The sequence below is a fragment of the Mucilaginibacter pallidiroseus genome, assembly GCF_007846085.1.
GTDB classification, from domain to species: Bacteria; Bacteroidota; Bacteroidia; order Sphingobacteriales; family Sphingobacteriaceae; genus Mucilaginibacter; species Mucilaginibacter pallidiroseus.
Window position 1 is genome coordinate 102,111 of record NZ_VOEJ01000002.1, and the last position, 24,992, is coordinate 127,102.

Here is a 24,992-nt window from a genome sequence, read left to right on the forward strand (position 1 = left end):
TTACCTGGTATTAGTAACGTTCTTTTTAAGTTCGGTTTCCAATGTTTGCAACTCGTTGTTAAGCGTTTTGCGGTTTTGGGCACCTTGTTCGTGTATCTGTTTTACCTCGTTTAAAGTTTCAATAAGGTTTTGCGTGGTACGTTTCAAGGTATCTATAGATACAACCGTTTTTTCGTTTTCGCGCGCTACATCAATGCTGTTTTGTTTAAGCAGCTCGGCATTTTTTTGCAGGATGGTATTGGTGGTATCCGAGATCTTTTTCTGCATTTCCACATTTTGCTTTTGCCTGTGCAGGGCAACCGCAATGGTTAACTGGTTTTTCCAAACCGGTATAGTGGTAGATACAATTGATTGTGCCTTTTCGGCAATTGATGTATTATTGTTTTGTACTACACGTATCTGCGCTAATGATTGTAGCATGATAAACCTAACCACTTTAAGATCGGCAAGGCGCTTATCCAAACGGTTTACGAAGTCTCTCAGATCAGCAATCTGGTAATCTTCATAAGCCGATGGGTTGGCGTCCATCTGGGCAAGCTGTTCGCTCAACTCGTTATGCTTTAACTGGCCCGAGATTATGAGCTCCTCCATTTGCTTAATGTAATTAACATTACTATCAAACATGGTTTGCAACGAGCTATTATCTTTTATAGAGTTAACGCGGCCCGCCTTAATTTTATTGGTGATCTTATCGATATTGCTTACTACCGTATCGTATTTAGCAAACAACTTTTTAGCATCGAAAACCAGTTTTTTAAGGAAAGGTATGCCTGCCACAAAACGTGTAAATGCATTTTGCTGCAACTCATCAACATCAACATAGTTAAGCTCGTTAAGCAAATCATTAATCAGCAAACCAACTTCGCCCGAGTTATAGGTACGTACCGAAGTAAGGAACTCGTTGCTGTAACGCTCCATTGAATTTTGAACATCAACGCCATAGTTAAGGATGGAGTTAACATCCTTAGGGTCGATAGACTTACTTATTTCCTGGAACTTCTGCGTTTCCGCAGGCGTCACGGCTGTCAAATCAACGTTGCCCTCTTTATCTAATTTGGCGCCGCCCTGGTTAAGGTCTATACTCGGCAGGTTATTTTCCATTGTGGTAGTAATTAAGTTTGGATAAGATTAAGGTTTATGCTTACAGGTAACGCTGCATTACTGTGTTAACCGTTTCCTGTAATTTTTTGTCTTTAGTTGGCTCACCAATGGCATTAAATTTCCATTCGCCGTTACGTTTGTAAAATACGCCCATCACCATTGATACGTGCCCGGCGAAACCTGCTCCATGCGCAATATCATATTTTGCAAACACCTCGTTAACACGTGTTGGCGTACCCTCATAAATGCGGATTGATGCAAACGGAATGCTGCCAAAATCATGCCCTCTAAAACTGTTCAAAACGAAAGCAACATGCTCTGTAGTGGCATTTAGTTGGCCCAGGTCAAGCGTAATTACCTCGTTATCCAGGCCGTCATCACCACCTATATCGCCGGTTAGGTCATCGCCGCTATGGCGTACAGCACCGTTTTTTGATTTAAGGTTACCAAAGTAAACTACCTCTTCCAGTTGCTTATTGCCGTTAAACAAAGCGCAGCTTGCATCAAGGTCAACCGCTTCTTTACCGCCGCCAAAACCGAGGAAACCTTTTTTTTCAATAGCGCCCCAGTTAATGCCTACGCATATGTTTTGCAGCTTGCTGCCATTGCTTTTTTCAAGACTAATGCGCTGCCCTTTTTCCAGATTAATTGCCATTATGGTTTAGTTGTATTTGGTTAAATAATCGGCCAGGCCACCTTTCATGCCTACACCTACTGCTTCAAACTTCCACTCGTTGTTACGTTTGTAAATACGGCCAAACTCCACAGCCGTTTCTATCGAAAAGTCTTCTTCCAACTCATACTTCAATAAATCGGCACCGGTAGCTGCATCAGCTATGCGGATAAATGAATTGCGCACCTGACCAAAGTTTTGGCGGCGTGTCTCAGCCTCGTGTATGGTCACAACAACGCATATTTCGCTTACAGTGGGGCTGATTTTCGAAAGGTCTATTTTGATTTGCTCATCATCACCGTCGCCGGCACCGGTAAGGTTATCGCCGGTATGCTCAACAGCGCCATCAGGTGATTTTAAGTTGTTATAAAAAACAAAGTACTCATCAGCTATAAGCTTTTTGTTATCGCCCATTATAAATACCGAAGCGTCGAGGTCAAATGCTGCCCCGGTAGATGAAGTATTGGTATCCCAGCCCAGGCCTATCACAAACTTTGGTGCGTTGATAGCTTCGCGCTGGCCTTTTTGCAAATTAATTGCCATGTTGTTTCAGTTTTTGGTTATTCGTAAATAATAGATGTTCAAGATAGCTCAAATTCTGTATATATGACTCCATTGTATGGTAACTGTTACCAAGCGCCATATTATAAAGTTCTGCGGCAAACCCGCGCGACTGCCTTTCGATGAACGAGCAGAAGTCGGCATAATCATAGCACAGTATATATTTTACTATCCTGGTGTTAACGGCAAACGCGCCGCCATTGATGATCTTATGCAGATCAAATATGGTTTTAACATCGTGATAATTCAAATAGTTTTCAATATTGGGATGAATGTCGGTATTGGCAAGCTCGGCAAAATAAAGCATCCATACATCGTTGTGCAGGTCATAATGCTTTATCATTTTAGTTATCATGCGCTCGTGGCTGCCGGTAATTTTTATATCATCCAAAAACAGCAGCGTTTTATCTTTTAAAAAAGCTGCATCTATATGGAACGAGTCGTTACCAATTAATGTCATGCGCTGTGCGGCATCAAGCGCCCCATAATCGTCTTTGTAAGTTATGGTGCGGTGCACCTTGGTTTCCTGCACCACGGGCAAGTTACTTTTTGCCAGCCAGCGGTTAAGCTCAAACACAAAATGGTTCTTCATAGCAAAAGTAGCCGTCGGGATAAAAGAGTAGGGGCTCGACACCACGACGATTTGCTTATCAGGTGTATTTTTCGCCAGTACTTCGCTAATAAATCCTTGCGCCAAATCGGTACCAAAATTTGCGGATATGTTGTTATCGCCGAACTTAAAACGACTGTATTGGCCGGCATCAAACCCAAAGGCAGTACTGCTGTAAATTTTATGAAGTGAATATATTTTGTGAAGCATGGTTTAGCAGGTTGGTTATAGGTGTATCATTCGAGTTTACAAGCAGCGCATTCAGGCCCATTGCCCTCGCGCCATCATAATCGGTTTTTATGTTATCGCCAATATGGATGATTTCGGCCCGGTCAATTGGTTTTATAGCCATTGCTTTATCAATCATTTGCTGATAAAAAGCCTTATTGGGTTTTGAATACCCCGATTCGTCAGAATAAAGCTGAAAATCGAAGTAGCTGCCAATGCCAAGCTCGTGCAATACCTTGCGCAAGGTAGCACCTCTTATAAAGCCCGTATTGCTTAAAATATTGATGCTTGTATTATCACGTTCTTTTATGTTAGATAATACTCCGGCGGTTCTGTTACAATAAATATGGGGCAAATTCTCAAACAGCAGCACTTCCATCTGCAGGTATATCTCATCGATATCAAAATTTTGCAGCGATACCTGATTATCATTTATAAGGCTGATGATCATCAGGTACATTTCGTCGGCATCGATATTTTTGCCTGTTTGTTCATTCACTGCATTGCACATTAAATCAACCTGCCTGAAAATTTGCTCCACCTCGGCCAGGGGGCGCTTCACAAAATTGTAGCGTTCATAAAACCACAGGCTGCGCAACTTTTTAAAAAGCGGGTTAGACTTTATGAGTGTCAACCAAAGGTCGAACGAGTAATGTTTAAAATAGGTCATGGCGGTAAACGTAGTAGTGTTGGTATAATGAATAAATTACCGCCTTAGCCGTTAACTCATCGTCAACTTAATAATAAATAACATTAGCCGTACTAAATTAACGGTGGCATTAAATACAAAATGCGCCTTAAAATAGCGCATTCCGTGTAAATTCAAAGTTGGGTTCAGCAAACCGGTAGCAATCAGCTTTTGTCGAGTGTCTTTTCTGCGTTCTCGGCTACCTCGGGTTCAACTATGTGGCGCTTCGGAAAATTGAACAGTAGAGATGAAAGTACAGGCAAAATAAATATGGCAACAGTAAATATTGATACAAACAGGTCAGTTTTTTCGCCCTCAATGGCTTCCGCTATTGGGGTTCCCGGGTAAAAATGGGTGTATAACGACGAACTAAGTTTTATACCTAATACGCCGATAACAATAAAAGCTATGGTTTCCAGGAAAGTGAACTTCTCCATCAGTTTAACAAAAGCCTGTGCCACAAAACGCATAGCCAAAATACCTATGAATACGCCTGTATAGATGAGAAATACGTGATCTGTAAATGCTACGGCTGCAAACACGTTATCGATGCTAAAAGCAAGGTCCATAACCTCAACTAATGCTACAGTAGCCCAAAAGCTGCCTATTAAACCCACCGTCGATTTATAGATCCAGCTTTCTTCTTTCTTAACCGCCTCGTCTTCCTCTTTATCGCTGCCTGCTTTCTTCCTGAAATAATCAAAAGCAAGGTACAGCAAGTATAAACCACCCAATGGTTTTAACCACCAAATTTTCACCAGCCAAGCCGCCAAAAACAGGCAGATACCCCTAAAAACGTATGCCCCAATAATACCGTATCGTAATGCTTTATTGCGCTGTTCTTTAGGCAAATCAAGCACCATGGTAGCCAGCACTGCGGCATTATCTACTGATAGTAAGCTCTCGATTACTATTAAATTTAAAATGATCAATAACCCTGCCTTAATGTCTTCGCCAAGCAGCGTATGTAAAATATCCATCCGGGTGTACTTATTAGTGTGTATTGCAATAATAAACAGAAAATGTAAGCTTACAGTTAGCTGCTTATTATTTCTTTTGATGAGCAGCGGGCATTATTGTTACAACTGCCGCAGCTTAATATGGCTTTACAATAATATAACATTATTAATGCAGGCTTAAAACTACTTAGCGCTTTAGTTAACGCTGCAGTAATAATTTCGTCTTTTAACACATACACACTAAAATTTATGAAACGTTTTTTACTTGCACTCTTTGTGTCGTTATCCCTTTACAGCTGTAAAAAGGACAATATGACCCAGCCAACAGAGCCCGAGTTTTTTGTAAATGAAGACCCGGCTACCTTTGCCGAAACAGGCTCGCTTGATATTGGCGATGCTGGTGCTGCCGAAATATCTGCTTTCGACCCGGCCACCAACCGCCTTTTTGTGGTTAATAATTCGGCCAGCCTGAATAAAATTGATGTGATTGATTTTAAGGACCCGGCCAATATGAAAGATATTGGCTCCATAAGCGTTGCGCCTTACGGCGGTTACGTGAACAGCCTTGCGGTGTCCGAAGGTAAGCTTGCCGCAGCCATCGAGTCGACCAACAAACAGGCCAACGGCAAAGTGGCAGTTTTTAAAACCGACGATTACAGCGAGGTTAAAGTTATCACAGTAGGTGCCCTGCCCGACATGATCACCTACTCGCCCGATGGTAAATTTATATTAACCGCTAACGAAGGCGAGCCGAGTGATGATTATAAGAACGACCCGCCAGGATCCATTTCTATTATATCTGTTGCTGATAATTATGCCGTTACCACTGTTGACTTTTCGGCATTTGCGGGCCAAAAAGCTGCACTGATGGCCAAAGGCTTCAGGATATTTGGCGTAGGTAACGATTCTGTAAAAGATATCGAGCCTGAATACATCACCGTATCATCCGATTCAAAAACGGCCTGGGTTACTTTGCAGGAAAACAACGGCATTGCTAAAATTGACCTGACCACCAAAGCCATCACCAATATTTTCCCGCTGGGCTTTAAAGACTATAATGTTGATGGTAACGAGATTGACCCGAGCGACAGGGATAACCAAATGGCATTGGCGAAATGGCCCGTTAAAGGCATATTCATGCCTGATGCTATTGCCGTGCTCGAAAAAAGCGGCATCCCATATCTGTTTACCGCAAACGAAGGCGATTCACGTGAATACAGCGCATTTGTAGAAGTTAAGCGTGTTAAAGACGTAAAGCTTGATGCTACTGCCTTCCCTAATGGCACAGCCTTAAAAACAGATGCACAATTAGGCAGACTAAATATCACAACCACGCTTGGCGATACAGATGGCGACGGCGATTTTGATGCGCTGTACTCATTGGGTGCCCGCTCTTTCAGTGTATGGAACGGCACCAACGGCAACCTTGTTTTTGACAGCAAGAGTGAGCTTGACGTAAAAAATATTGCAGCCGCAACTTACGACGATACCCGTAGTGATGATAAGTCTGTTGAACCTGAAGGTATAGCCATTGGTAAAATAGGCAACAAAGACGTTGCGTTTGTGGGCCTTGAAAGAGCCGATGCAGTTGCCGTTTATGACGTTACCGACCCAAACAAGCCGGTTTACTTACAACTACTAAAATGCGGCGACGCGCCAGAAGGTGTCTTAATCATTCCTGCTAAAAACAGCCCTACTAAAAAGAGCCTGTTAGTTATTAGCAGCGAAAATGATGGGGTGATAAAAGTATACACACCTAAAACCATATAACAATTACTGTTAGTTGCAAAGGCCCGCGGTTAGCGGGCCTTTTTTTATATACTTGGCAGCCGGTAGTGATGAACTCGTTTCAGCATCCCACCAAACAGGCATATCAGCATGTGAGATGCCGATATGCATCGGCATGACGTAATTATCGGATGAAAAATTAACTAATGCACCTCTTGTTTCCGCTTGTCGAAACTGTAAACGAGATAAAACAGGGCAGGCAAAATAAATAAGCTACCTACCAATAAAGCCGAACCAAGTGCATTTAACGTTTTTTGCGGCGTTTGCTGCCCGAGTAATGAAAGATGCCCACCATTTTTAAGCAGGATGATATCCGGGTAATGTGTGTAAGTACCTGCAATAAGCAGCGAAGTGATAAACATCCCTGCAAAAAACCTGGAGAGTTTAACGTCGCCACGGCTTATCATCAACCATAATAATGTTAGTGATGCAAGGGACGCAAAAACAGCTATAATACTAATTGTGTTACCAAACAACCAGGTAAGCATGGGCACGTCTGCCAGTAATGATGCGCCGAAAACTAGCGCCACGCAAACTACCAAAGCAATATTCATGGTGCGCGCTTTGCGGATGTAACGCTGCTTCGCTTCGGCATCTTTAACTTCGCCAAACAAAAATACAGCTGCCAAAAAGCCGCACAGCGATACTGTGAAAAAGCCAACCGCGATAGCAAAAGGGTTGAACCATGAGGTGATATAGGCCGACACAAAATCAGTGGCACCGGTATCAATAGTTCGCGATACTGCACTGCCCGCTATGATGCCCAAAAATAGCGGGGTTATAAAGCTGGAGTACACAAATATTTTGTTGTAAACCTTTTGCATCCCATCCTTTACAGCATCGTAATGCCTAAAGGTAAAGGCCGTGCCCCTGGCTATAATGCCCATTAACATGACCACCACAGGTATGTGCAGATAGGTAGATACCAAGCTGTAGATACCAGGGAAACCTACAAATAGTATTACAATAGCGATGATGAGCCACATATGGTTTGCTTCCCAAATTGGCCCCATTGCACTATAAGCAGCCTTTCGTACGCTCGATTTATTTTTTTCGGACGTGAACAGTTCCAGGATCCCGGCGCCGAAATCGGCACCGCCCATCAGCAGGTATAACAGTAGCGACACCCACAAAAAAGCAATGATTACATAAAGCATTATCATACCATTTGGGGTTTAGCGTGAACATCATAAATCTCCGGAACCATCTTTATTTGCCGCTGAAGCAGAAATATAACCGCAAGCGATAATGTGAAGTACACCGCCGTAAACAAATAGAATGACCATGCTATACCCGGCATTGGTGTAACAGCATCAGCAGTACGCATAATGCCGTTTATAATCCAGGGTTGGCGGCCAACTTCGGTTACTGTCCACCCGGCCTCAACAGCTATAAACCCAACCGGCGTGGCGAAAATAAACAGCTTGAGAAACCATGGCGCGCGTAGCAGGTCGGGTTTTTTCCAGGCGGCAAAAATGTAAAGCAACCCCATAGCCATCATTAGCATACCTAAAGCAACCATAATTTGAAAGGCGTAATGGGTAACTGCCACGGGCGGCTGGTCCCTTTTATCAAACTTATCCAGGCCCGTAACCACACCGTCGGTGGTGCCGTGTATCATTAAACTGAGCAGCCCCGGCAACTTAATAGCGTATTTAATTTTTTTGGCCTTCTCATCAGGTATGCCGCCAACAATCAACGGCACGTTATTTCCCGTTTCAAAATGCGCTTCCATAGCGGCCAGTTTGGCTGGTTGGGTTTTTGCCACGAACTTGGCAGATATATCGCCGCTTAACGGTTGCAGCAACGCAGCTGCAATACCAAACACAGCCGCAATTTTGAAAGCAATGCTATGGAAAGCGATATTTTTTTTCCTAAAGATCATAAGAGCATGTACACCTGCTACTGCAAACCCGGTTGCAGCAAAGGCGGCGATAGTCATATGCAATGCCTGCGAGAACCAGCCCGGGTTAAACATGGCCTTAATAGGGTCGATATTGGTATAAACACCATCCTTAAAAGTAAAACCGCTTGGGCTATTCATCCAACTGTTAGCTGCAACTACCAATATGCCCGATGCTATACCGCTTATGCCTACAACTACCCCGGTAAACCAGTGGAACCAGCGGTTAAACCTGTTCCAGCCGTACAGGTAAAAACCAAGCGCGATAGCTTCGATAAAAAAAGCCGTACCCTCTAACGAAAATGGCATTCCGAATATAGGACCAGCCTCCTTCATAAATCCCGGCCAAAGCAGGCCGAGCTCAAAGGATAGTACCGTGCCCGAAACTGCCCCGGTTGCAAAAAATATAGCCACACCCTTGCTCCATGCCTGGGTAATATTCTTATAATTTTCGTTCCCGGTACGTAGGTAAATAAAGTGTGATACTGCCATAAAAAATGGCATCACCATACCAATGCACGAAAATATGATATGAAAGCCCAGTGAGAGGGCCATTTGCGAGCGGGCAGCTAAAAAATCGTCCATAGCGTTAATGTTTAAGCCTTTTTGCAACACGTGATAGTGCTGTAAAAATACTTGATTATTTGTACGCTATTGTGCTGATGCAATGCACAATTGTTCAATTTATAATCAATATTTATTATAAATAAACTTGATTATAAGCTATTTGAGCACTATACGAATATAATACTTAACGAATAAGAGCAGTTTTCTGGAGTATAGTGTAAATGAAACAGCCAATGCATACAGCAGCAAATGCTTCCAAAAAAGCAAAGCAGCACAGCATAGCTGTTAATACAGTTGCTGCGGTAACCCAGTGCATTAACGCTACAAAAAGTATCAACAGGTTAAAAACAAGACCCATCCCGGCGGCAAAGCGCTTAGGGCCACGGTCGGTTGGTTTTTGCTTAAGTTTAAGTAAGGCGGCAAGCAGGCCTGCAAGTTTGGCCAACAAACTATACTGTGGATTACCTAACATTCGGGGTAAAAAATCGACTATTACAAATACTATGATCAAAATATAACCTGTAAGCAGGTAACCTATGCCGCAAACCGATACCAGCAGGGCTATTAGCCTCATCTTATTTTCATCAACCTTTACATGGTCTATGGGGCAGCTTAACTCACTCATATGATTATAATTCGGCACTAAAGATATAGCCAAAGTTTATCTTAACTAAATAATTTAATAACCAACAATTTAACTTCAAAACAAAACGGAATATTATGAAACCATAACATACCTTAACTGTTAGGTAGCTTTTAAATAACGCCCACTTAACACGTACTAATATATTGAAAGCACTTTACGTATTTGCCGCTTTATTAATCAGCCTTGTTTGCTTACAAGTGCCTATAGATGCTCTTGCCCAAAACCCTACCGAAGTTAATAAGCTTATACCAGACAGCGTTGGCAAATTGCCGCCGCCACCCATGCTTCCACAAGCTCAGCCTCAGCCTAAAAGATTTGGCCGTGCAGCCTGGCAATTGGGCGTTGCCGAAGCCACGCCTTTTATATTTAATACCATATCGGGCGCGCCATACGCGAAGGTAACTTTCAAGTCGATAGGTTATAACTTAAACCCTACGCATTGGGCATGGGATAAAGATATTTTCCAGACCAATCAGTTTGGGCATCCATATCATGGAAATTTGTATTACAGTGCTTTTCGTACAAATGGTTATAGCTTTTGGCAATCGGCAGCGGCCACGGCAGCAGGCAGTTACCTGTGGGAAACATTTGGCGAGAATGAGGCACCATCACCTAACGACTTTGTAAATACCACCTTTGGTGGGGTAGTGTTAGGTGAGATGACACATAGGCTTGCTAACCGTTTGGTTAATAACCGTACAACAGGCTTTAAGCGTACCATGACCGAGGTAGCTGCATTTGTTATAAACCCAATGAACGGGCTTAACCGTATTATTGATGGCAAGTGGGGCAAGCGCAGCAGCACTTTAACCGCCAGCGATTCAACAATAGTGAGTGCCGAGTTTGATCTGGGAGCCCGCAGCTTTAACTCCAGGAATAGCAACTTTATCAAATATGGGCAGTATGGTTGGTTTGCGCGTGCCAAGCTTATTTACGGTAACCGTTATGAAGATTTCAGCACGCCGTTCAGCAACATGTATATCTCGGCTGAATTTGGTCGTGACGATAGTTCGGCGGTAAATAACATCAGCGCATACGGTTCACTGGCCGGCTGGGAAATACGCTCGAGCCGCTCGTTGCAGCATTTGCTTATCCTGTCGGCAAATTATGATTATATTAAAAACGAGGCTTTTTTTTATGGCGGGCAAAGCGTAAAGCTTAACTTGTTTTCACAGTGGGCTCCTGTACGTAAATTTAAATTTACCACAACCGCGGCTGTTGGTGCGGTTGTGCTGGGTGCAGTACCCGACCCATACCTTAAAAACGGCCGCAACTATGCCTACGGATCCGGCGTGGCGTACTCCGGCGGGGGCGGTATAAACTTTAAGGACCGGCTTTTTTTAAGCGCCGATTACCGGGGGGCTTTACTTTACACGCTTAACGGAAACGAATCGCACTACTTTTTACACACCGTTACCGGCGAGGTGAGGTATGCGTTTAAAAATGGGTTTTCTATCGCTACCGAGCCGGGCTATTTTGTGCTCAGGGGTGTTTACAAAGAATATCCTAACTTTAAACAGCTGTATCCCTTTACACGAATATCGGCACGGTATAGTGTGAATTTGTAGGCGACATTTTGGCTTTGCGGGTTTTATAGGCTAATTGAAAAATAGACATGGTCAGTTGCACATCACCTTCTGCTTTAATAAACAGGCTTATCCAACCTGTTCCTTTAAAGGTATGATGATCTTGCACAGTAGCATGCTGTTGCATTAACTGATGTTTTTGTTTTCTGCTCAAAGGCATATCAAGTAAGCCATTACTGTGAATATGGCCTAACTCTTTGCCATGATAGTTGAACTGAATCCCGCCATATTTATGAATAGTTAGCCGCATGCCTTGCCACCTCATCAGCTCAGCCTCGATGGTATCTATGTAGCCAAGTACGTGCGGGCGCGAAAATGCCGTCCATACTTTAAGCATTGCGTCAAACACATGCGGTGCTAAAGGCACGTATTTTAAAAACCCAAAGTGTTTAATAACAAAGCCGAACATATCACTTAGCTTCGCTTAGTTTTTTAATATGCTCCATTACCCTGATGTGAACATTACGGGTCACGCTTTCGGCCCACATATCGTAATACCAAACCGGGAAAACGTATAGCCTGTACCAGCTATTGCCTGTAAGCGTGGTGGTACCGTCGCCGTTATCTTTTAGCAGGAACTGGCCGCGCAGTATGTCTATATGTCCCATTATTTCGGGGTCGCGGGGCTGTTTGGTAATGTCAAAGGTAAGATTCCGGTTTTCATCATAGGTTACTATCTTTTCATCAAAGGTATAGCCATTACTGAAAATGCACTTGCGCCCTGCACCCAGGTAGTAACCATCGGCAGTTGACTGTACCGGGCTCGGCATACCCATTTTAAAGAGCCAGTATTTTTCCTTCTCCTCGATGCGCTTATAGGCAACCACGTATTGCCATACTTTGGCTGGCGGTGCTTTTATAACCATTACATCGGCTACCATATTTTCATATTGATGTATTGATGAAGCATCAGTTATAAATATTATTGCAAGTATAGCAACCACACTTACGTTGAGGTTTTGGTTGTTATACCCAAATAGGGCTTTACCAGTAAACGCACCTGCAATCATAAAACACCAAAGCAAAGGAGAAACGATTATAAGGCATATTACCCCTTCGCCCAAAGCAATTAAACTTAAAAAAATAGCCAGAAACGTATTAATCAGCATGTGCTTTAAAATATCCATGCTACTTAGTCCCTCCTTTCGCCAGAACCACGCACAGATCAAGCCCATAGCAAAAGGCAGCACTACAAATTCTGAAAATATTAATGTTGTTGAAGCCGATAAGCCGATATTATCCCTTATAAAAATGCGGGATGCAAGCATTAAAACAAGTGCAAGCGCATTTGAAAGTATAAAGCCAAGGCTTTTTTGAGTAAATAAATTTTTAAACATGATAAGAAAGGTTTTTGAAGTTAGTGAATAAGGTTGATTATATATGAATAGCCAAAAGATCATGCACAGCATGCTTTGCTTTGGAAAAGATAAATTGGTAACCGCCGTTTATAAGCTTGCCCGGTTTTACCCAGCGGCTTTTAAATACCAGCTCGGTTTCGGTGCCGATAATGCGTGCACCTATTTCCATTAGCCAAACAGGGGTTGGAAAACCAAAAGGAACGCCGTATGCATCACGAAGTAGTTGCATAAAATTGCTGTTGGTTACAGCTTCGGGCGCAGTACAGTTAACTACACCATCAACCGCCGTGCTTTGCAGCAGCCACTCGGTGCATTTGGCTGCATCCTGCTCATGTACCCATGAAATGTATTGCCTGCCATCGCCCTGCCTGCCGCCCATCCCTACCCGTACCAGGTTTAGCAAACGCGGAAACGCGCCACCGCTCCTGCCCAATACAATACCCATGCGCAAAGCTACTTTACGGGTATTGGGCGTAATGGTGTCAAACAATGTTTGTTCCCATTGCTTGCAAATGTCAATTGACATACCGTAGCCAATTTCGCCGGTATCTTCGTCCTGCGGGCGGTCTTCAGCATGGCGGTAAATAGTGGCAGATGTAATGTTGATCCACAAGGCGGGTGGTTGCCGTAAACCTGCAACAACATTCCCCAGCAATCTCGTAGGCACCAGCCTTGAGCTAAAAAGCTCGCCGCGATTGGCTTTGGTGTATCGGCAGTTAACATTTTTGCCGCACAGGTTTATCAGCAAATCGGCACCTTCCAATTCATCAACCCAGGCGCCTGCGGTTTTACCATCCCAAACAATGGTGCTGATATTACCTTCCGCAATTTTAGGCTTGCGACTAAGAATGATAACCTGCCCGGCTTTGTCTTTATAATAGTTAGCCAATACCCCGCCCAGGTAACCGTTACCGCCGGCAAGTATGATTTTCTTATACAGCATGATTAATAGTTTCTAGATAAAGAATCACGATTAAAATCAGGGCACGATAAAATGCCCAGCTAATGGTTGGCAACCAGCCTATTGCCAAAAGCTTACTACGGCGGATATGCTCTAAAAACATCAGCCCCGCCACCAGCATAAAGTAGCTTGCATACATCACAGGATGATTACCCGTTAAGCCGCTTATCATCACCACGGGCAGCAGCAGCAAGCCACCGGCAAAAGATATGGTCATCATATTACCTAAATATTCCCAGCGTTTTTTGGGATCAGCGAAGCTGATAACCATACCCTGAAAAAAGATCTGCCCGCCGCAAATTAAAGCTTCGCGATACAAACCGCCTACCGGCATAATGCCGCCAAGCAGTGGCGCATAGTATGTTAAAATTAATGAGGTTATTGCCCAGGTAAAAATTAAATAGGCCACGCGATAGTGCAACTTAAAAGTGGGTTGCAATGCAAATCCATCGCCTGCGGTGGGGATGATAACGCGCCGGTTGTATGAAATGAAACTGTAAACCTTAATCATTAAAAAGGCAAAGGGCCTGAAATTAAACAGGGGTTTTAATACCGGCAGGGCGTTTCCTATTACCTTAAAAAGGCTGTGCACGCCATAAGTTACTTCGCCGGTAGTTTTATTTACAAGTGCAATTTCGTTAACGGCACGCTGCCTGTCAACCATGGGGCAGGCTTCGGCCTGCAGGGTTTGGTAGGCCGCCCTGCCATCTTCATCAAGCATGTTTGCGCCTATAAAAGCGTTGGTGTAGAGCCTGCACATAGGGCATTCGGCATCAAAAAGTATAAGGTGATTTGCTAAGGTTTTCATTATATAATTATTATTATTATATTTTCAATAAAAAATGAAATATCAAATCATAAAAAAATGTTACTGGAACATTTTAAAAATCGAACCCCAAAACCAGTTTTCCTCTGCCTTAAGCATAGTTTCTAAAGTTTTGTCGACGTTTTTTGCCATCTTATTTATATCGGTAACTGATTTTTTAAATGTTTTGTAATCTTCATCATGGCTGTCGCCATCAACCTTAGCAAGCTCGTCAAGCACCTTTAATACCGGCTCCAGTTCGCGTTTGCGGCGCTCTTTTGCTACCTGGCGGGCAATGTTCCAGGTGTTTTTATCAGCATAAAAATATTCTTTGCGTTCGCCGGCTTTGTGGCGTTTTTCAACTAAGCCCCACCCCATTAACTCGCGCAGGGTCATGTTGGCATTACCTCTGGATATGCTCAGCTGTTCCATAACCTCTTCGGTTGTAAGCTCGGTAGGTGTAAGCAACAATAAGGCATGTACCTGTGCCATAGTACGGTTTACACCCCACTCAGAGCCTAATTTACCCCAGGTTTCAATAAACTTTAATTTTGCTTCAGGTAATTCCATATACAAATATAATAACAATATTAAACTTTCAAAACTTTTTGAAAGTTTATTTAAAAATAAAATTTATTTAATTAAAAAGGCCTCCCGTAAATCAGGAGGCCTTCGGTATGTTAAATTGCTTCGGCACCGGCAGTGGCCACTTCATGATCCTGATCTACCGACCCGCCAGATACACCTATTGCCCCGATAATTTTATCGCCGTCCTTTAACAATACCCCGCCCGGGAAGCTGATAAGGCCGCCGTTTGAGTGTTCGATGTTGTAAAGGGGACCGCCCGGCTGCGAAAGTTTTCCAATCTCGCCCGAGTTCATGTCAAAGAAACGTGCCGTTTTTGCTTTTTTAATAGCAATATCAACCGATCCAAGCCACGCATTGTCCATTCGGTGGAATGATACCAGATTGGCACCTTCGTCTACAATGGCAATATTCATTGGTACGCCAATGGCCGCTGCCTTCTCTTTAGCTGCCTGCGACAGTTTTTCTGCCTGTTCTAATGTAACGCTCATATAATTTCTCTTTTGGTATAGTTGTACATGAGCAACAGGCGCGGCGTTGCTATGTTTTTGGCATTTAACACCTTAATAGGGTAAATATCAATCCTTATCAAGCTGAGTAAGAAAATCTTCTGCTGCTTTCAGGTGTGCCTTTTGTTTTGATGCATCCATTTTATCGAATGTGTTAACCAGCATGCCCAGGCGCGGGTTTTGCGTGAAAAAGTTACGGTGCACGTGCATAAATCGCCAAAAAAGGCCATCCCAAATTTGCTGCCATGGCCCTTTGGCCCAATCGCCCATTTTAAGCAGGTAATTACTACCGCTTATATATGGCTTGGTCATCATGAGGCCACCATCGGCAAATTGTGTCATACCGTAAGTGTTGGGCACCATTACCCAATCATAGGCATCAATATACATTTCCATAAACCAGCGGTAAACCTCATCTGGGTCAAATTCGCAAAGCAACAAAAAATTACCCATCACCATTAGCCGTTCAATATGATGGCTATAGCCCGTCGCCAACACTTTTTTAATAACGGTATCTACAGGTAAAATGCCGGTTTCGCCTTTCCAGAATGATGACGGAATTTTGCGCTTAAAGCCCCAATAGTTTTTTGTGCGCTGCTTTACACTTTCGCGTTCGTAAACTATATGGATAAACTCGCGCCAGCCCATTACCTGCCTTAAAAATCCCTCAACCGAGTTTAGGGGAATGTTATTCTCGGCGGCGAAAGTAATGGCACCATCTATAACCTGCTGCGGGCTTAGCAAGCCTATGTTAAGCATGGGCGTAAGCACCGAGTGGTATAAAAAACTCTCTTTAGCCACCATGGCATCTTCATATACCCCAAAGTGATGAAAACGTTGCTTGTAAAATTGCTGCAGCCAGGTTTCTGCATCCTTAAAATTAATAGGGTAAAAACTTTCTCCGCCGCCGAAGGGCGATGCGGTTGTGCCGTAATTATCAGGATAATGCTTATTAACCCAAACGCGGGCATCTTTTATATATTCATCAGCGGCCGGCACATCCAAAACCGGTACCTGCTCGTTTTTGGGAAATTTTTTGCGGTTATCGCTATCGTATGTCCACTTGCCGCCAAGCGGTTTGTTATCTGCCTCCAACAAAAGATTGCGCTGCTTACGCTGTTGTATGTAAAAATCGGTTTGGAAGTATGTACGCTTGTTATCAAAAAAATCAGATACTTCATTTGCATCATTGAGCCAGTTAGGGCTGCGGTATTTGGTTAGCTCAATACCATGAGCTGCGGCGGCCTTGTTCAGGCGGCTATCCAGCCAATCATCAGCAACGTGGCCATAGTGTATCTGATCTACGCCCTGCTTTGCCAGGTAAGGTATTAACTTGCGGATATCGCATAACTTGTCTGTCGCTTCAATATAGTCAACCGCTACGTTTTTTTCGCGCAGGTAATCAGCGTAAAACTGCATGGAAGCCCGGTGCAGCACCAGCTTTTGCTTATTGAAGTTATACTGATTAAAAAACAACTCCTCCTCCACCAGGTACACCTTGCGCGAAGGCTTTACTGCCGGATGTTTATTAAATAGTTGATGCGGAAATATAAGGGTTACAGCAGTATCCATGCTGTATGCAACAGGCTAATTAACAAGCTTGTTTTTGGTGCAATAAAAAAGGGGAGTTGCTGCTCGCCAGCCCACTCCCCTCCGCTGCATACACACTAACAATACACAGCGCACATTTTTAATATTTTAAGCGTTAATAGCGCCTATATTTTTTAGAAGTTTGCGGTTTTTGCGGTTATGCATAAACCTGTAAACAACCGCATATATTACCGGCAATATCAGTAAAGTGAGTATAGTTGATGTTACCAAACCACCAATTACCACAATGGCAAGCGGCTTCTGAGTTTCGGACCCGATACCTGTTGATATAGCAGCCGGCATTAAACCTATAGCAGCCATCAAAGCAGTCATTACCACCGGGCGCACGCGCGATATTACACCTGTGAGGATAGCCTGATCGAGCTGTAAACCTTCTTCAAGATTTTTACGGAACACCGATATCAGGATTACGCCGTTTTGGATACACACGCCAAACAATGCAATAAAGCCAATACCTGCCGATATACTGAAGTTGATACCGGTAATGTGAAGGGCCAGGATACCGCCAATTAGCGCGAACGGCACGTTCATTACAACCAGGATGGCATCTTTCGCGTTACCAAACATGCTGTAAAGGATAAGGAAAATTACCAGCAAACATATTGGCACTACGTGAGATAGCGTTTTTGATGCCCTGATCTGGTTTTCGAACTCACCGTTCCAGGTAAAGCTGTAGCCTTGGTCAAGCTTAACGGCTTTGCCTACCTTTTGCTGCGCCTCGGCAATGGTGCTACCTAAATCGCGACCACGAACAGAGAATTTTACAGCTATGTAGCGCATGTTGTTGTCCCTGAAGATGAAGGCCGGGCCGGTTAATTCTTTAATCGTCGAGATCTCTTTGATGGATATTTTGGAGCCGCTAAGGGTTGGTACCATCAGGTTTTCAATTTCTTCCTGGGTTTCCCTGAATTGTTTTTGGTAACGAATACGGATATCAAACTTGCGTTCGCCCTCATACAGTTGGGTTGCAGCTTTACCGCCTATGGCCATTTCAATAACCGCGTTGGCATCGGCAGTGGCAACACCATATAAAGCCATTTTACGCTGATCGAGCTCAATCCGGAACTCGGGCTGGCCAAGGTTGCGCAATATGCCCAAATCTTCTACGCCTTGCACATGCTTTAACGTAGCCATTACCTGGTTAGCCTTTTTATCTAATACGTTAAAGTCAGAGCCAAAGATCTTCACTGCCATTGATGCGGGCACACCGGCAACTGCTTCGGCCACGTTATCAATAATTGGCTGCGAGTAGTTGAAAATGATACCCGGGAAAACGCTCAGCTTTTTATCTATCTGCGATATAAGCTGCTCCTCGGTAATTTTGCGTTTCCATTGTTTTTTGGGCAGCAAATCCACCTGGATTTGTACGTTGAAGAAACCTTTCGGGTCGGTACCATCATTGGTACGGCCAACCTGCGAGAGCGTTTGCTTCACTTCAGGGAAGGTTGATAATATCTCCCGCATTTTATCAGTAACCTTAACAGAATTTTCCAGCGACGTACTCATCGGCATTTGGGCGGTTACCCAAAGTGCGCCCTCGTTAAGCTGAGGCAAAAACTCCGTACCTAAAAACTTGGCCGAGAAAAACGTAAGTGCCATAAAGCTAATAGCAACTATAAGGCTAAGCTTTTGGTTGTGGTAGGTATAATTGAACATGCGGCGAATACCGTTCTCAAAAAATATCACCACACGGTTGTGTTTTTCTTTTACGTTTTTGCGAAGCAATATACTTGATAGCGCAGGCACCAGCGTAAGCGTGAAAAGCAATGCACCTAATAAGGCAAAACCAAGTGTGTATGCCAGCGGCGAAAACATCTTACCCTCCACCTTTTGGAAAGCAAAGATTGGCACCAAACAGGTTATAATGATAAGCTTTGAGAAGAAGATAGATTTACCCATCTCGGCCCCAACGCTTTTGAACAAGCCAAGTTTGGCCAGGCCATTAAACTTTTGCATGCCCACCTCTTTGGCCTTATGATCGAGCGCCACGAATATCCCCTCAACCATTACCACCGCGCCATCTATAATGATACCAAAATCTACCGCACCCATAGAGAGCAGGTTGGCTGTCATGCCCTTTATACGCATACACATAAAAGCAAAAAGCAAAGCCAGCGGAATGATAATGGCCACGGTAAGCGTTGTACGCCAGTCTGCCATGAAAAGGAATACAATAACCGTTACAAGCACTATACCTTCCAGCAAGTTGTGGATAACTGTTTCGGTACAAAACTCCATCAGGTTGGTACGGTCGTAAAAGGTGTCGATCTTTACATCCTTTGGCAACACGTTATCGTTCAGGTCGGCAACCTTGGCACGGATGCGGGTAAGCACATCTGCAGGGTTCTCGCCTTTACGCATCACCACAATACCTTCAATTACGTCATTATCTTTATCGCGCCCTACCTGACCTAACCTTGGCAAGCCGCTTTCTTTAATGTCGGCAACGTTGCGGGCAAGGATAGGCACATTGTTTACGTTCTTAACAATGATGTTTTCTATCTCGCTGATGTTGTTTATCAAACCTATACCACGTACCACGTATGCCTGGTCATTCTTTTCAATTACATCGCCGCCTACGTTAATGTTACTACGGTTAACGGCGTTGAAAACATCAAGCGCTGTGAGGCCGTATTTTTGCAATAGTGCGGGGTTAACACTCAGCTCGTAGCTTTTTTCCTCACCGCCAAAGCTGTTAACATCGGCCACGCCGGGTAATGATTTAAACTGACGATCGAGCACCCAATCCTGTATGGCAGTAAGCTCATGCAACGATTTGGTTTTGCTGCGTAATGTGTAACGATAGATTTCGCCTGTTGGGCCGTATGGTGGCTGCACCTCCGGCTTTACGCCATCGGGCAGGTCGGCGTTACTTAAGCGACTTAGTACCTGTTGTCGTGCGAAAGAGTCGTCTACATCATCATCAAAAATGATACGCACGTATGATAAACCGAAAGATGATGTAGTACGCAGGTTAGCCTTTTTTTGCACGGAGTTTAAAACGGTTTCCATCGGGATGGTTATCATTTTCTCCACCTCTTCGGCACTGCGCCCCGGCCATTGGGCTATGATGATTATTTGTGTATTGGTAACGTCCGGAAAGGTTTCAATAGGGGTATTTAAATAACTCCAGACGCCCAATACAGCCAGCACACCAGTCATGAAGAACACCATAGCACGGTGCCTCAGCGAAAAGTGTATTATATTTTTAATGAGCTTGTTCATTTACTTATATGTTGTAGTAATGATCTTAATTGTTGTGAATGCTGCGGATTTGCTATTACTCTTCTGTTAAAGCGTTGTAAAGCAATAGCTGGCTTTTTGATACTATCTTTTCGCCGGGTTTAAGGCCGCTGGCAAGGTAGGTTACACTATCAACCGTTTTAATGGGCACTACTTCGCGCACCTTAAGGTTGCATTTGGAGTTGTACAGCACCACAAAGTTTTTCGCGTTATCAAATATTACTGATGACGCCGGTACCGATACCGAAGTGCTTGGCTCCTTATTAGTGATCACCACATTGGTAAACATTTCCGGCTTGAGCAACAGGTCGGGGTTGGTTAGGGCTATACGCACCTTCATTACTTTATTGTCCGGATCAAGTACCGAACTTACCTCGTCAACCTTACCGTAAAATGCCTTATCGGGATAAGCTAATACAGTGATCTTGGCATCGTACCCCTTTTTAACTTTAGCAATATCGGTTTCGAACACGTTGGCCCAAATCCAAACATCTTTCATGTTTGAGATGGTAAACAGGCTGCTGCTGTTATCCGGGCGAATAAAGTTGCCCGTAGCGATATTCTTTTCAACTATATAGCCATCACTTGGTGCTTTTATAACCAGCGTGCCGCTAGCATTGGTGTTACCACCTCCGTTAATGGCTATCTGGTCGCGCACTTTTGAGTTGGCTGCTACAGATTTATTGTAGTTCTCTTTTGCTTCGGTATAGTCGCGCTCGCTTGATATGCCGCTTTTGTAAAGGTATTCGGCTTGTTCCAACTGGCGTTTAGCTATGGCAAGGTCGGCACGGGTTGATGTAAGGTCGGTGTAGTTACCGGCAACATCCGCACTGCGAATGATGGCAAGTGTTTGGCCCTTGCTTACCTTATCGCCCAGGGATACTTTTACGTCTGTAACCTGCCCGCTTGCAAACGGGAAAATCTTAACCACTTTATTTTCATCGAATGACACCTCGCCACTAAGCGAAAGTTCATCCTGCATGGCGGTGGTTTTCGCCGTATCTATCTTTATCATTTTAGCCAACGAGTCGCTCACGCAAACTTGTTTAGCTTCCATGGTACCGGTCTTTTTCTCCTGGCAGGCGCTCAGGCCAATGGCGGCAGCAGCAATATATATTAAAGGCTTTTTCATTATCGTATTATAATGTTGTTAGTGTTTTGCTTGTTATTGAGGGGTAATTATAGTAGTGCCAACTGCGTAGTTGACATCGGCAATGGCTTTTTGCAGGTTAACCTGCTGCTGCATCACCTTGATCTTGGTTTCGCGGTACGAGTCAAAAAAGTCTACAAACTCCTGCAAGCTTACCTGCTTAAGCTGATAGCCTCTCTGCATACTGATGTACAATTTGTCGTAGTTTTTTACAAAGTCAGTTTGGCTCTGGTTAAGCAGTTGCTGGCTTAAACGGTATTGGTTAACCGCCGAGTAAACATCATTTTTAAGCTGTAACTCGCTGTTTTTTAAGGTATATTCCTGACTTTGGGCAGCCAGTTTTGCGTTTTTAATATTGCCCTGATTGCGGTTAAACAAAGGAAGAGGCAAACTTACTTGCAGGCCCACGTAATTGTTGGCGTAACTGCTGTGCTGGTCAAAAGCGCTACCAATGGTAACATCCGGCACGGCTAATGCTTTTTGCAATGCCAAGTTATGGTTGCTTTGGTCTAACTGATAACGGTTAGCCAGATAATCGCCTCGTGTTGAAAGCGCTTGCTGCGTTAGGGCAGCGGCATCTAACGTAGTATCGGCGTTGTTATAAGTTACCTGCGGGGCAATAAACTGGCGCTCGTTTGCAACAAGTAACGTTTTAAGTTCGGCCTGTAAATCATTTATCTGGCGGTCAATCTCTACAAGATCATTTTCTAAACCAAATGCCAATGCCTTTAAGCGCACCACATCTTTCAAGGAGTTGTTGCCGGCCTCGTATGATTTCTGAATTGCATTTACCATGTTATTTGCCGATGCAATTTCTGTCTGGTAAATTTTGCGCTGATCTATGAGGTTGGCCACCTGTGTAAAATCAAGCAACAGGTTGTAGCGCAGGTTACGCATCAAATCGTTAAACTGGGCCTGTTGTATTTGCACCCCATCTTGTGCCACCTGCACTTGTTTACCGCGTTTGCCAGCAGTTACAAATACTTGGCTCAATTGCACAAATATTTGCCCCTTACCGTTGCTATGGTCAAAAAACTTTTTGTTGGCGTCCGTAATGTTCTGGTCGGTGCTTATTACAGGGTTGTCCCAAAGTTTGGCCTGCTGTATTAATGCTTTTGCAGCATCAACATTATACTTTTGAGCAATAAGCTCCAGGTTGTTGTCCAGGAAGCTTTTTTCGGCTTCCTTAAAGGTAACCCGTAAGGTATCTGTTTGCTGTGCGTAAGCGCCGCGGCCTGCAAAAATTGCTATGGCTAAAAGTGCGGCGAAACGGATATATTTAACTGACATCGGTTATAATAAGATTGATGATTCAAAATTATTTTAACAGAATTAGAGGCAGATTAAAACAGAATTAGAATGAGATTAGAATTTGAATTACCTGTTGCGAGCGGCAAATTCAATAATAAAGGTACTGCCTTTAAATCCGTTCGACAGTACTTGTATACTGCCGCCAAACAGTTCAATGATTTTGCCTGTGATGTATAAGCCAATACCGCTGCCGCTGATGGAGCGGTCTTTATTTACCCGGTAAAACGGGCGAAAGATTTTGGCTTTATCGGCTTCGCTTATGCCCGGACCTTGGTCTGCCACAGAAACTTTTACAGTGCCTGCACCAGCCTCAAAATTTAAGGTTACCGGCTGGGGCGCCGAATATTTAAAAGCATTATCAATGATATTGTTTAGGGCAATATATAACATTGATTTATGTGCAGATATGGTAAGCAACTCTTGATCTTCGGGCATGTCGCCAAATTGAACCTTGAGCATACCGGGGCCTTTTTTAACAGCCCAATATTCATCAAGCTCCCATATCAATTCATCAACACGCACCGGGCTTAATATGGCCTGCGTGTAGTGCAGATCAACCTGGGCAAGCTCCATTAAACTGGTAATTGTTTCCTGCAGGTGGGAGCCGTCAGCAGCTATAGACCGTAGCACACGCTCGTACTCTTTGGCATCGCGTGGCTTATCAAGGGCTACATCCACCTCGCCCATTATGCTGGTTAGCGGCGTACGCAACTCATGCGATGCATTGGCAACAAAGGTCTGCTGCAGCTCAAAGGCATTTTGAAGATGCTCGAGCAGGCGGTTAAAATTGTCTATCAACTCGTATATCTCGTCCTTGCTTTTTACCTGGCCTACCCTGAGGTGCAGGTTGCTTGATCGTATACTGCGGATCTCGGTAACTATCTTATCAACCGGCGACAGCGCCTTTTGGGCAAACATGCGCCCGGCAAAAAACAAGCCTGTACCAAAAATTATGAATAAGATACCTGTAAGCTGGCCAAGTTTTACCATACGCCGGGTAGATCCCTTGTCTACGGCAGATGCCAGTATAACAAAGTTTCCCTGGTTATCGTGGTAATAGTGCCCTACTACCTTCTTTTTTCCATCCTCGTATTGTATACTTCCCTCTTTACGTACCTGGTTGATAATATCTTTTGACCAATAGATATTATGTTTCATATCAAAGGCCGAGATATTATTATCGTCGTAGATACGGATGATCTCGTCGGGCAACTTTTCCAGGTATTTTTGCTGCACCTGTATCATGGAATCGGCAGCAAGTTCGTCGGCTTTAAGGTATAGTTGCGACGCAAGGTTGGTGCGGTCGGTAAGGCGCTTATAAAAATCGGCAGTAAAAAAAGAGAATACGGCTATGTAGATAGAAACCAAAACCAGCAACAAAGCCCCCGAACTGATGAGCGTAAAATATAACGATAGCCTGGTTTTGATTTTCATTAGCGCCTAATCTTTTAAGATATACCCCATACCTATAACTGTGTGGATAAGCTTTTTATCAAACCCCTTCTGGATTTTATTGCGCAGGTAGTTTACATAAACATCAACCATATTGGTGCCGGTATCAAAGTTAATACCCCATACGCGCTCCATAATAAACTCGCGCGACAGCAGCTTGTTAGGGTTTTTGATGAACAGCTCCATTAAACTGTATTCTTTGGCGGTAAGGATAATTTGTTTACCATCCCGCTCGGCGGTTTTATCCCAGGTATTAAGCTTAAGCCCGCCAAAGGTTATGATATGCCCGTCGCCGTCTGCCAACTTTTTACGCCTCAGCAAGGCTTCTATCCGGGCAAGTAACTCGTTAAAATGAAATGGCTTTACCAGGTAATCGTCCGAGCCGGATTGCAGGCCGTTTACTTTGTCGTCAATGGTACCAAGTGCACTCAACATCAGTACAGGCAGCTGCGGTTGGCCTTTACGCAAAATGCGGCAAAACTCCACACCGCTCATGCCGGGCAGCATTACATCCAATATAACAAGGTTATAATCCTTGGCGGCAACAAGTTCCATAGCGGCTTCTGCCGATGATGCTACATCTACCTCATAATCATGCTCGTTGAGCCCCTTCTTTATAAAGGAAGATACTTTTTCTTCGTCTTCGACCAGGCAAATGCTATTCATTTTTTACAAAACTCCCGTACCTATTTTGGAT

The 24,992-nt window shown here is 43.9% G+C and carries 24 protein-coding genes; 2 read left to right on the plus strand and 22 right to left on the minus strand.

Annotated features, from left to right (window positions below):
• The 6 genes from FPZ43_RS04880 to FPZ43_RS04905 all read right to left on the minus strand — a co-directional run bounded on the left by FPZ43_RS04880 (position 1) and on the right by FPZ43_RS04905 (position 4,841).
• Positions 1-1,101, minus strand: coding sequence for a toxic anion resistance protein (locus tag FPZ43_RS04880; protein ID WP_146380736.1), 1,101 nt, complete (start codon positions 1,099-1,101; stop codon positions 1-3).
• A 40-nt stretch (positions 1,102-1,141) separates the two neighbouring features.
• Entirely contained in the window at positions 1,142-1,756 is a 615-nt protein-coding gene (locus tag FPZ43_RS04885) for a TerD family protein (protein WP_146380737.1), read from the minus strand.
• Positions 1,757-1,762: 6 nt separating this feature from the next.
• On the minus strand, positions 1,763-2,317 hold the full coding sequence (locus FPZ43_RS04890) for a TerD family protein (protein ID WP_146380738.1): 555 nt from the start codon (positions 2,315-2,317) through the stop codon (positions 1,763-1,765).
• Positions 2,307-3,155 (minus strand): phosphoribosyltransferase family protein, encoded by an 849-nt coding sequence (locus FPZ43_RS04895; RefSeq protein WP_146380739.1) that lies wholly within the window; start codon positions 3,153-3,155, stop codon positions 2,307-2,309. The genes FPZ43_RS04890 and FPZ43_RS04895 overlap by 11 nt, the downstream gene beginning before the upstream one ends.
• Positions 3,127-3,843: an HAD family hydrolase gene (locus FPZ43_RS04900; protein ID WP_146380740.1), complete on the minus strand. Its 717-nt coding sequence runs from the start codon at positions 3,841-3,843 to the stop codon at positions 3,127-3,129. The genes FPZ43_RS04895 and FPZ43_RS04900 overlap by 29 nt, the downstream gene beginning before the upstream one ends.
• A 182-nt stretch (positions 3,844-4,025) precedes the next feature.
• Entirely contained in the window at positions 4,026-4,841 is an 816-nt protein-coding gene (locus tag FPZ43_RS04905; protein WP_146380741.1) for a TerC family protein, read from the minus strand.
• A gap of 228 nt (positions 4,842-5,069) precedes the next feature.
• Here FPZ43_RS04905 and FPZ43_RS04910 point away from each other — a divergent pair, with 228 nt between their 5' ends.
• Positions 5,070-6,590, plus strand: a complete 1,521-nt coding sequence (locus FPZ43_RS04910; RefSeq protein ID WP_146380742.1) for a choice-of-anchor I family protein — start codon at positions 5,070-5,072, stop codon at positions 6,588-6,590.
• A gap of 9 nt (positions 6,591-6,599) precedes the next feature.
• Here the strand turns inward: FPZ43_RS04910 and FPZ43_RS19485 are convergent, their stop codons facing one another.
• The 4 genes from FPZ43_RS19485 to FPZ43_RS04925 form a co-directional block, all read right to left on the minus strand.
• Complete coding sequence (locus tag FPZ43_RS19485; protein ID WP_261380989.1) at positions 6,600-6,725, minus strand: hypothetical protein; 126 nt, start codon at positions 6,723-6,725, stop codon at positions 6,600-6,602.
• Positions 6,726-6,751: 26 nt separating this feature from the next.
• Complete coding sequence (locus tag FPZ43_RS04915; RefSeq protein WP_315897958.1) at positions 6,752-7,771, minus strand: cytochrome d ubiquinol oxidase subunit II; 1,020 nt, start codon at positions 7,769-7,771, stop codon at positions 6,752-6,754.
• The gene (locus FPZ43_RS04920; RefSeq protein ID WP_146380743.1) at positions 7,768-9,096 is read right to left on the minus strand and encodes a cytochrome ubiquinol oxidase subunit I; all 1,329 of its coding nucleotides are present in this window, start codon (positions 9,094-9,096) and stop codon (positions 7,768-7,770) included. The genes FPZ43_RS04915 and FPZ43_RS04920 overlap by 4 nt, the downstream gene beginning before the upstream one ends.
• A gap of 166 nt (positions 9,097-9,262) precedes the next feature.
• On the minus strand, positions 9,263-9,703 hold the full coding sequence (locus tag FPZ43_RS04925) for a DUF4395 domain-containing protein (protein ID WP_146380744.1): 441 nt from the start codon (positions 9,701-9,703) through the stop codon (positions 9,263-9,265).
• A gap of 164 nt (positions 9,704-9,867) precedes the next feature.
• On the opposite strand from FPZ43_RS04925, the gene FPZ43_RS04930 reads away from it, so the two are divergent.
• The gene (locus FPZ43_RS04930) at positions 9,868-11,292 is read left to right on the plus strand and encodes a DUF3943 domain-containing protein (RefSeq protein ID WP_146380745.1); all 1,425 of its coding nucleotides are present in this window, start codon (positions 9,868-9,870) and stop codon (positions 11,290-11,292) included.
• Here FPZ43_RS04930 and FPZ43_RS04935 read toward each other — a convergent pair.
• The 12 genes from FPZ43_RS04935 to FPZ43_RS04990 all read right to left on the minus strand — a co-directional run bounded on the left by FPZ43_RS04935 (position 11,255) and on the right by FPZ43_RS04990 (position 24,961).
• Positions 11,255-11,719 (minus strand): luciferase domain-containing protein, encoded by a 465-nt coding sequence (locus tag FPZ43_RS04935; protein ID WP_146380746.1) that lies wholly within the window; start codon positions 11,717-11,719, stop codon positions 11,255-11,257. The two genes, FPZ43_RS04930 and FPZ43_RS04935, sit on opposite strands and share 38 nt — an antisense overlap.
• A gap of 1 nt (position 11,720) precedes the next feature.
• The gene (locus tag FPZ43_RS04940; protein WP_146380747.1) at positions 11,721-12,647 is read right to left on the minus strand and encodes an SRPBCC family protein; all 927 of its coding nucleotides are present in this window, start codon (positions 12,645-12,647) and stop codon (positions 11,721-11,723) included.
• A gap of 37 nt (positions 12,648-12,684) precedes the next feature.
• A complete protein-coding gene (locus FPZ43_RS04945) occupies positions 12,685-13,611 on the minus strand; it encodes a TIGR01777 family oxidoreductase (RefSeq protein ID WP_146380748.1) in 927 nt (308 codons plus the stop codon).
• Positions 13,601-14,437 carry a thiol-disulfide oxidoreductase DCC family protein gene (locus FPZ43_RS04950; RefSeq protein ID WP_146380749.1) on the minus strand — a complete coding sequence of 279 codons (837 nt, stop codon included), beginning with the start codon at positions 14,435-14,437 and terminating at the stop codon, positions 13,601-13,603. Before FPZ43_RS04950 ends, FPZ43_RS04945 begins: the two co-directional genes overlap by 11 nt.
• Before the next feature lie 60 nt (positions 14,438-14,497).
• Positions 14,498-15,004 carry a GbsR/MarR family transcriptional regulator gene (locus FPZ43_RS04955; protein ID WP_146380750.1) on the minus strand — a complete coding sequence of 169 codons (507 nt, stop codon included), beginning with the start codon at positions 15,002-15,004 and terminating at the stop codon, positions 14,498-14,500.
• A 110-nt stretch (positions 15,005-15,114) separates the two neighbouring features.
• Positions 15,115-15,510: a GlcG/HbpS family heme-binding protein gene (locus FPZ43_RS04960; protein ID WP_146380751.1), complete on the minus strand. Its 396-nt coding sequence runs from the start codon at positions 15,508-15,510 to the stop codon at positions 15,115-15,117.
• Positions 15,511-15,597: 87 nt separating this feature from the next.
• Complete coding sequence (locus FPZ43_RS04965) at positions 15,598-17,100, minus strand: cryptochrome/photolyase family protein (RefSeq protein WP_146380752.1); 1,503 nt, start codon at positions 17,098-17,100, stop codon at positions 15,598-15,600.
• Positions 17,101-17,226: 126 nt separating this feature from the next.
• On the minus strand, positions 17,227-20,364 hold the full coding sequence (locus FPZ43_RS04970; protein ID WP_146380753.1) for an efflux RND transporter permease subunit: 3,138 nt from the start codon (positions 20,362-20,364) through the stop codon (positions 17,227-17,229).
• Positions 20,365-20,419: 55 nt separating this feature from the next.
• Positions 20,420-21,514 (minus strand): efflux RND transporter periplasmic adaptor subunit, encoded by a 1,095-nt coding sequence (locus FPZ43_RS04975; RefSeq protein ID WP_146380754.1) that lies wholly within the window; start codon positions 21,512-21,514, stop codon positions 20,420-20,422.
• Positions 21,515-21,547: 33 nt separating this feature from the next.
• Complete coding sequence (locus tag FPZ43_RS04980; protein WP_146380755.1) at positions 21,548-22,822, minus strand: TolC family protein; 1,275 nt, start codon at positions 22,820-22,822, stop codon at positions 21,548-21,550.
• 87 nt (positions 22,823-22,909) lie between these two features.
• On the minus strand, positions 22,910-24,277 hold the full coding sequence (locus tag FPZ43_RS04985) for a sensor histidine kinase (protein WP_146380756.1): 1,368 nt from the start codon (positions 24,275-24,277) through the stop codon (positions 22,910-22,912).
• Between the two features lie 6 nt (positions 24,278-24,283).
• Positions 24,284-24,961, minus strand: coding sequence for a response regulator transcription factor (locus tag FPZ43_RS04990; protein ID WP_146380757.1), 678 nt, complete (start codon positions 24,959-24,961; stop codon positions 24,284-24,286).
• Positions 24,962-24,992: the final 31 nt, after the last annotated feature.

Coding starts and splice junctions, on each gene's coding strand:
- FPZ43_RS04940 (WP_146380747.1), bottom strand. CDS start 12,647: ATGTTTAAAAATTTATTTACTCAAAAAAGCCTTGGCTTTATACTTTCA.
- FPZ43_RS04890 (WP_146380738.1), bottom strand. CDS start 2,317: ATGGCAATTAATTTGCAAAAAGGCCAGCGCGAAGCTATCAACGCACCA.
- FPZ43_RS04980 (WP_146380755.1), bottom strand. CDS start 22,822: ATGTCAGTTAAATATATCCGTTTCGCCGCACTTTTAGCCATAGCAATT.
- FPZ43_RS04935 (WP_146380746.1), bottom strand. CDS start 11,719: ATGTTCGGCTTTGTTATTAAACACTTTGGGTTTTTAAAATACGTGCCT.
- FPZ43_RS04915 (WP_315897958.1), bottom strand. CDS start 7,771: ATGATAATGCTTTATGTAATCATTGCTTTTTTGTGGGTGTCGCTACTG.
- FPZ43_RS04965 (WP_146380752.1), bottom strand. CDS start 17,100: ATGGATACTGCTGTAACCCTTATATTTCCGCATCAACTATTTAATAAA.
- FPZ43_RS04880 (WP_146380736.1), bottom strand. CDS start 1,101: ATGGAAAATAACCTGCCGAGTATAGACCTTAACCAGGGCGGCGCCAAA.
- FPZ43_RS04990 (WP_146380757.1), bottom strand. CDS start 24,961: ATGAATAGCATTTGCCTGGTCGAAGACGAAGAAAAAGTATCTTCCTTT.
- FPZ43_RS19485 (WP_261380989.1), bottom strand. CDS start 6,725: ATGCCGATGCATATCGGCATCTCACATGCTGATATGCCTGTTTGGTGG.
- FPZ43_RS04885 (WP_146380737.1), bottom strand. CDS start 1,756: ATGGCAATTAATCTGGAAAAAGGGCAGCGCATTAGTCTTGAAAAAAGC.
- FPZ43_RS04950 (WP_146380749.1), bottom strand. CDS start 14,437: ATGAAAACCTTAGCAAATCACCTTATACTTTTTGATGCCGAATGCCCT.
- FPZ43_RS04975 (WP_146380754.1), bottom strand. CDS start 21,514: ATGAAAAAGCCTTTAATATATATTGCTGCTGCCGCCATTGGCCTGAGC.
- FPZ43_RS04900 (WP_146380740.1), bottom strand. CDS start 3,843: ATGACCTATTTTAAACATTACTCGTTCGACCTTTGGTTGACACTCATA.
- FPZ43_RS04925 (WP_146380744.1), bottom strand. CDS start 9,703: ATGAGTGAGTTAAGCTGCCCCATAGACCATGTAAAGGTTGATGAAAAT.
- FPZ43_RS04945 (WP_146380748.1), bottom strand. CDS start 13,611: ATGCTGTATAAGAAAATCATACTTGCCGGCGGTAACGGTTACCTGGGC.
- FPZ43_RS04970 (WP_146380753.1), bottom strand. CDS start 20,364: ATGAACAAGCTCATTAAAAATATAATACACTTTTCGCTGAGGCACCGT.
- FPZ43_RS04985 (WP_146380756.1), bottom strand. CDS start 24,277: ATGAAAATCAAAACCAGGCTATCGTTATATTTTACGCTCATCAGTTCG.
- FPZ43_RS04910 (WP_146380742.1), top strand. CDS start 5,070: ATGAAACGTTTTTTACTTGCACTCTTTGTGTCGTTATCCCTTTACAGC.
- FPZ43_RS04955 (WP_146380750.1), bottom strand. CDS start 15,004: ATGGAATTACCTGAAGCAAAATTAAAGTTTATTGAAACCTGGGGTAAA.
- FPZ43_RS04895 (WP_146380739.1), bottom strand. CDS start 3,155: ATGCTTCACAAAATATATTCACTTCATAAAATTTACAGCAGTACTGCC.
- FPZ43_RS04905 (WP_146380741.1), bottom strand. CDS start 4,841: ATGGATATTTTACATACGCTGCTTGGCGAAGACATTAAGGCAGGGTTA.
- FPZ43_RS04960 (WP_146380751.1), bottom strand. CDS start 15,510: ATGAGCGTTACATTAGAACAGGCAGAAAAACTGTCGCAGGCAGCTAAA.
- FPZ43_RS04920 (WP_146380743.1), bottom strand. CDS start 9,096: ATGGACGATTTTTTAGCTGCCCGCTCGCAAATGGCCCTCTCACTGGGC.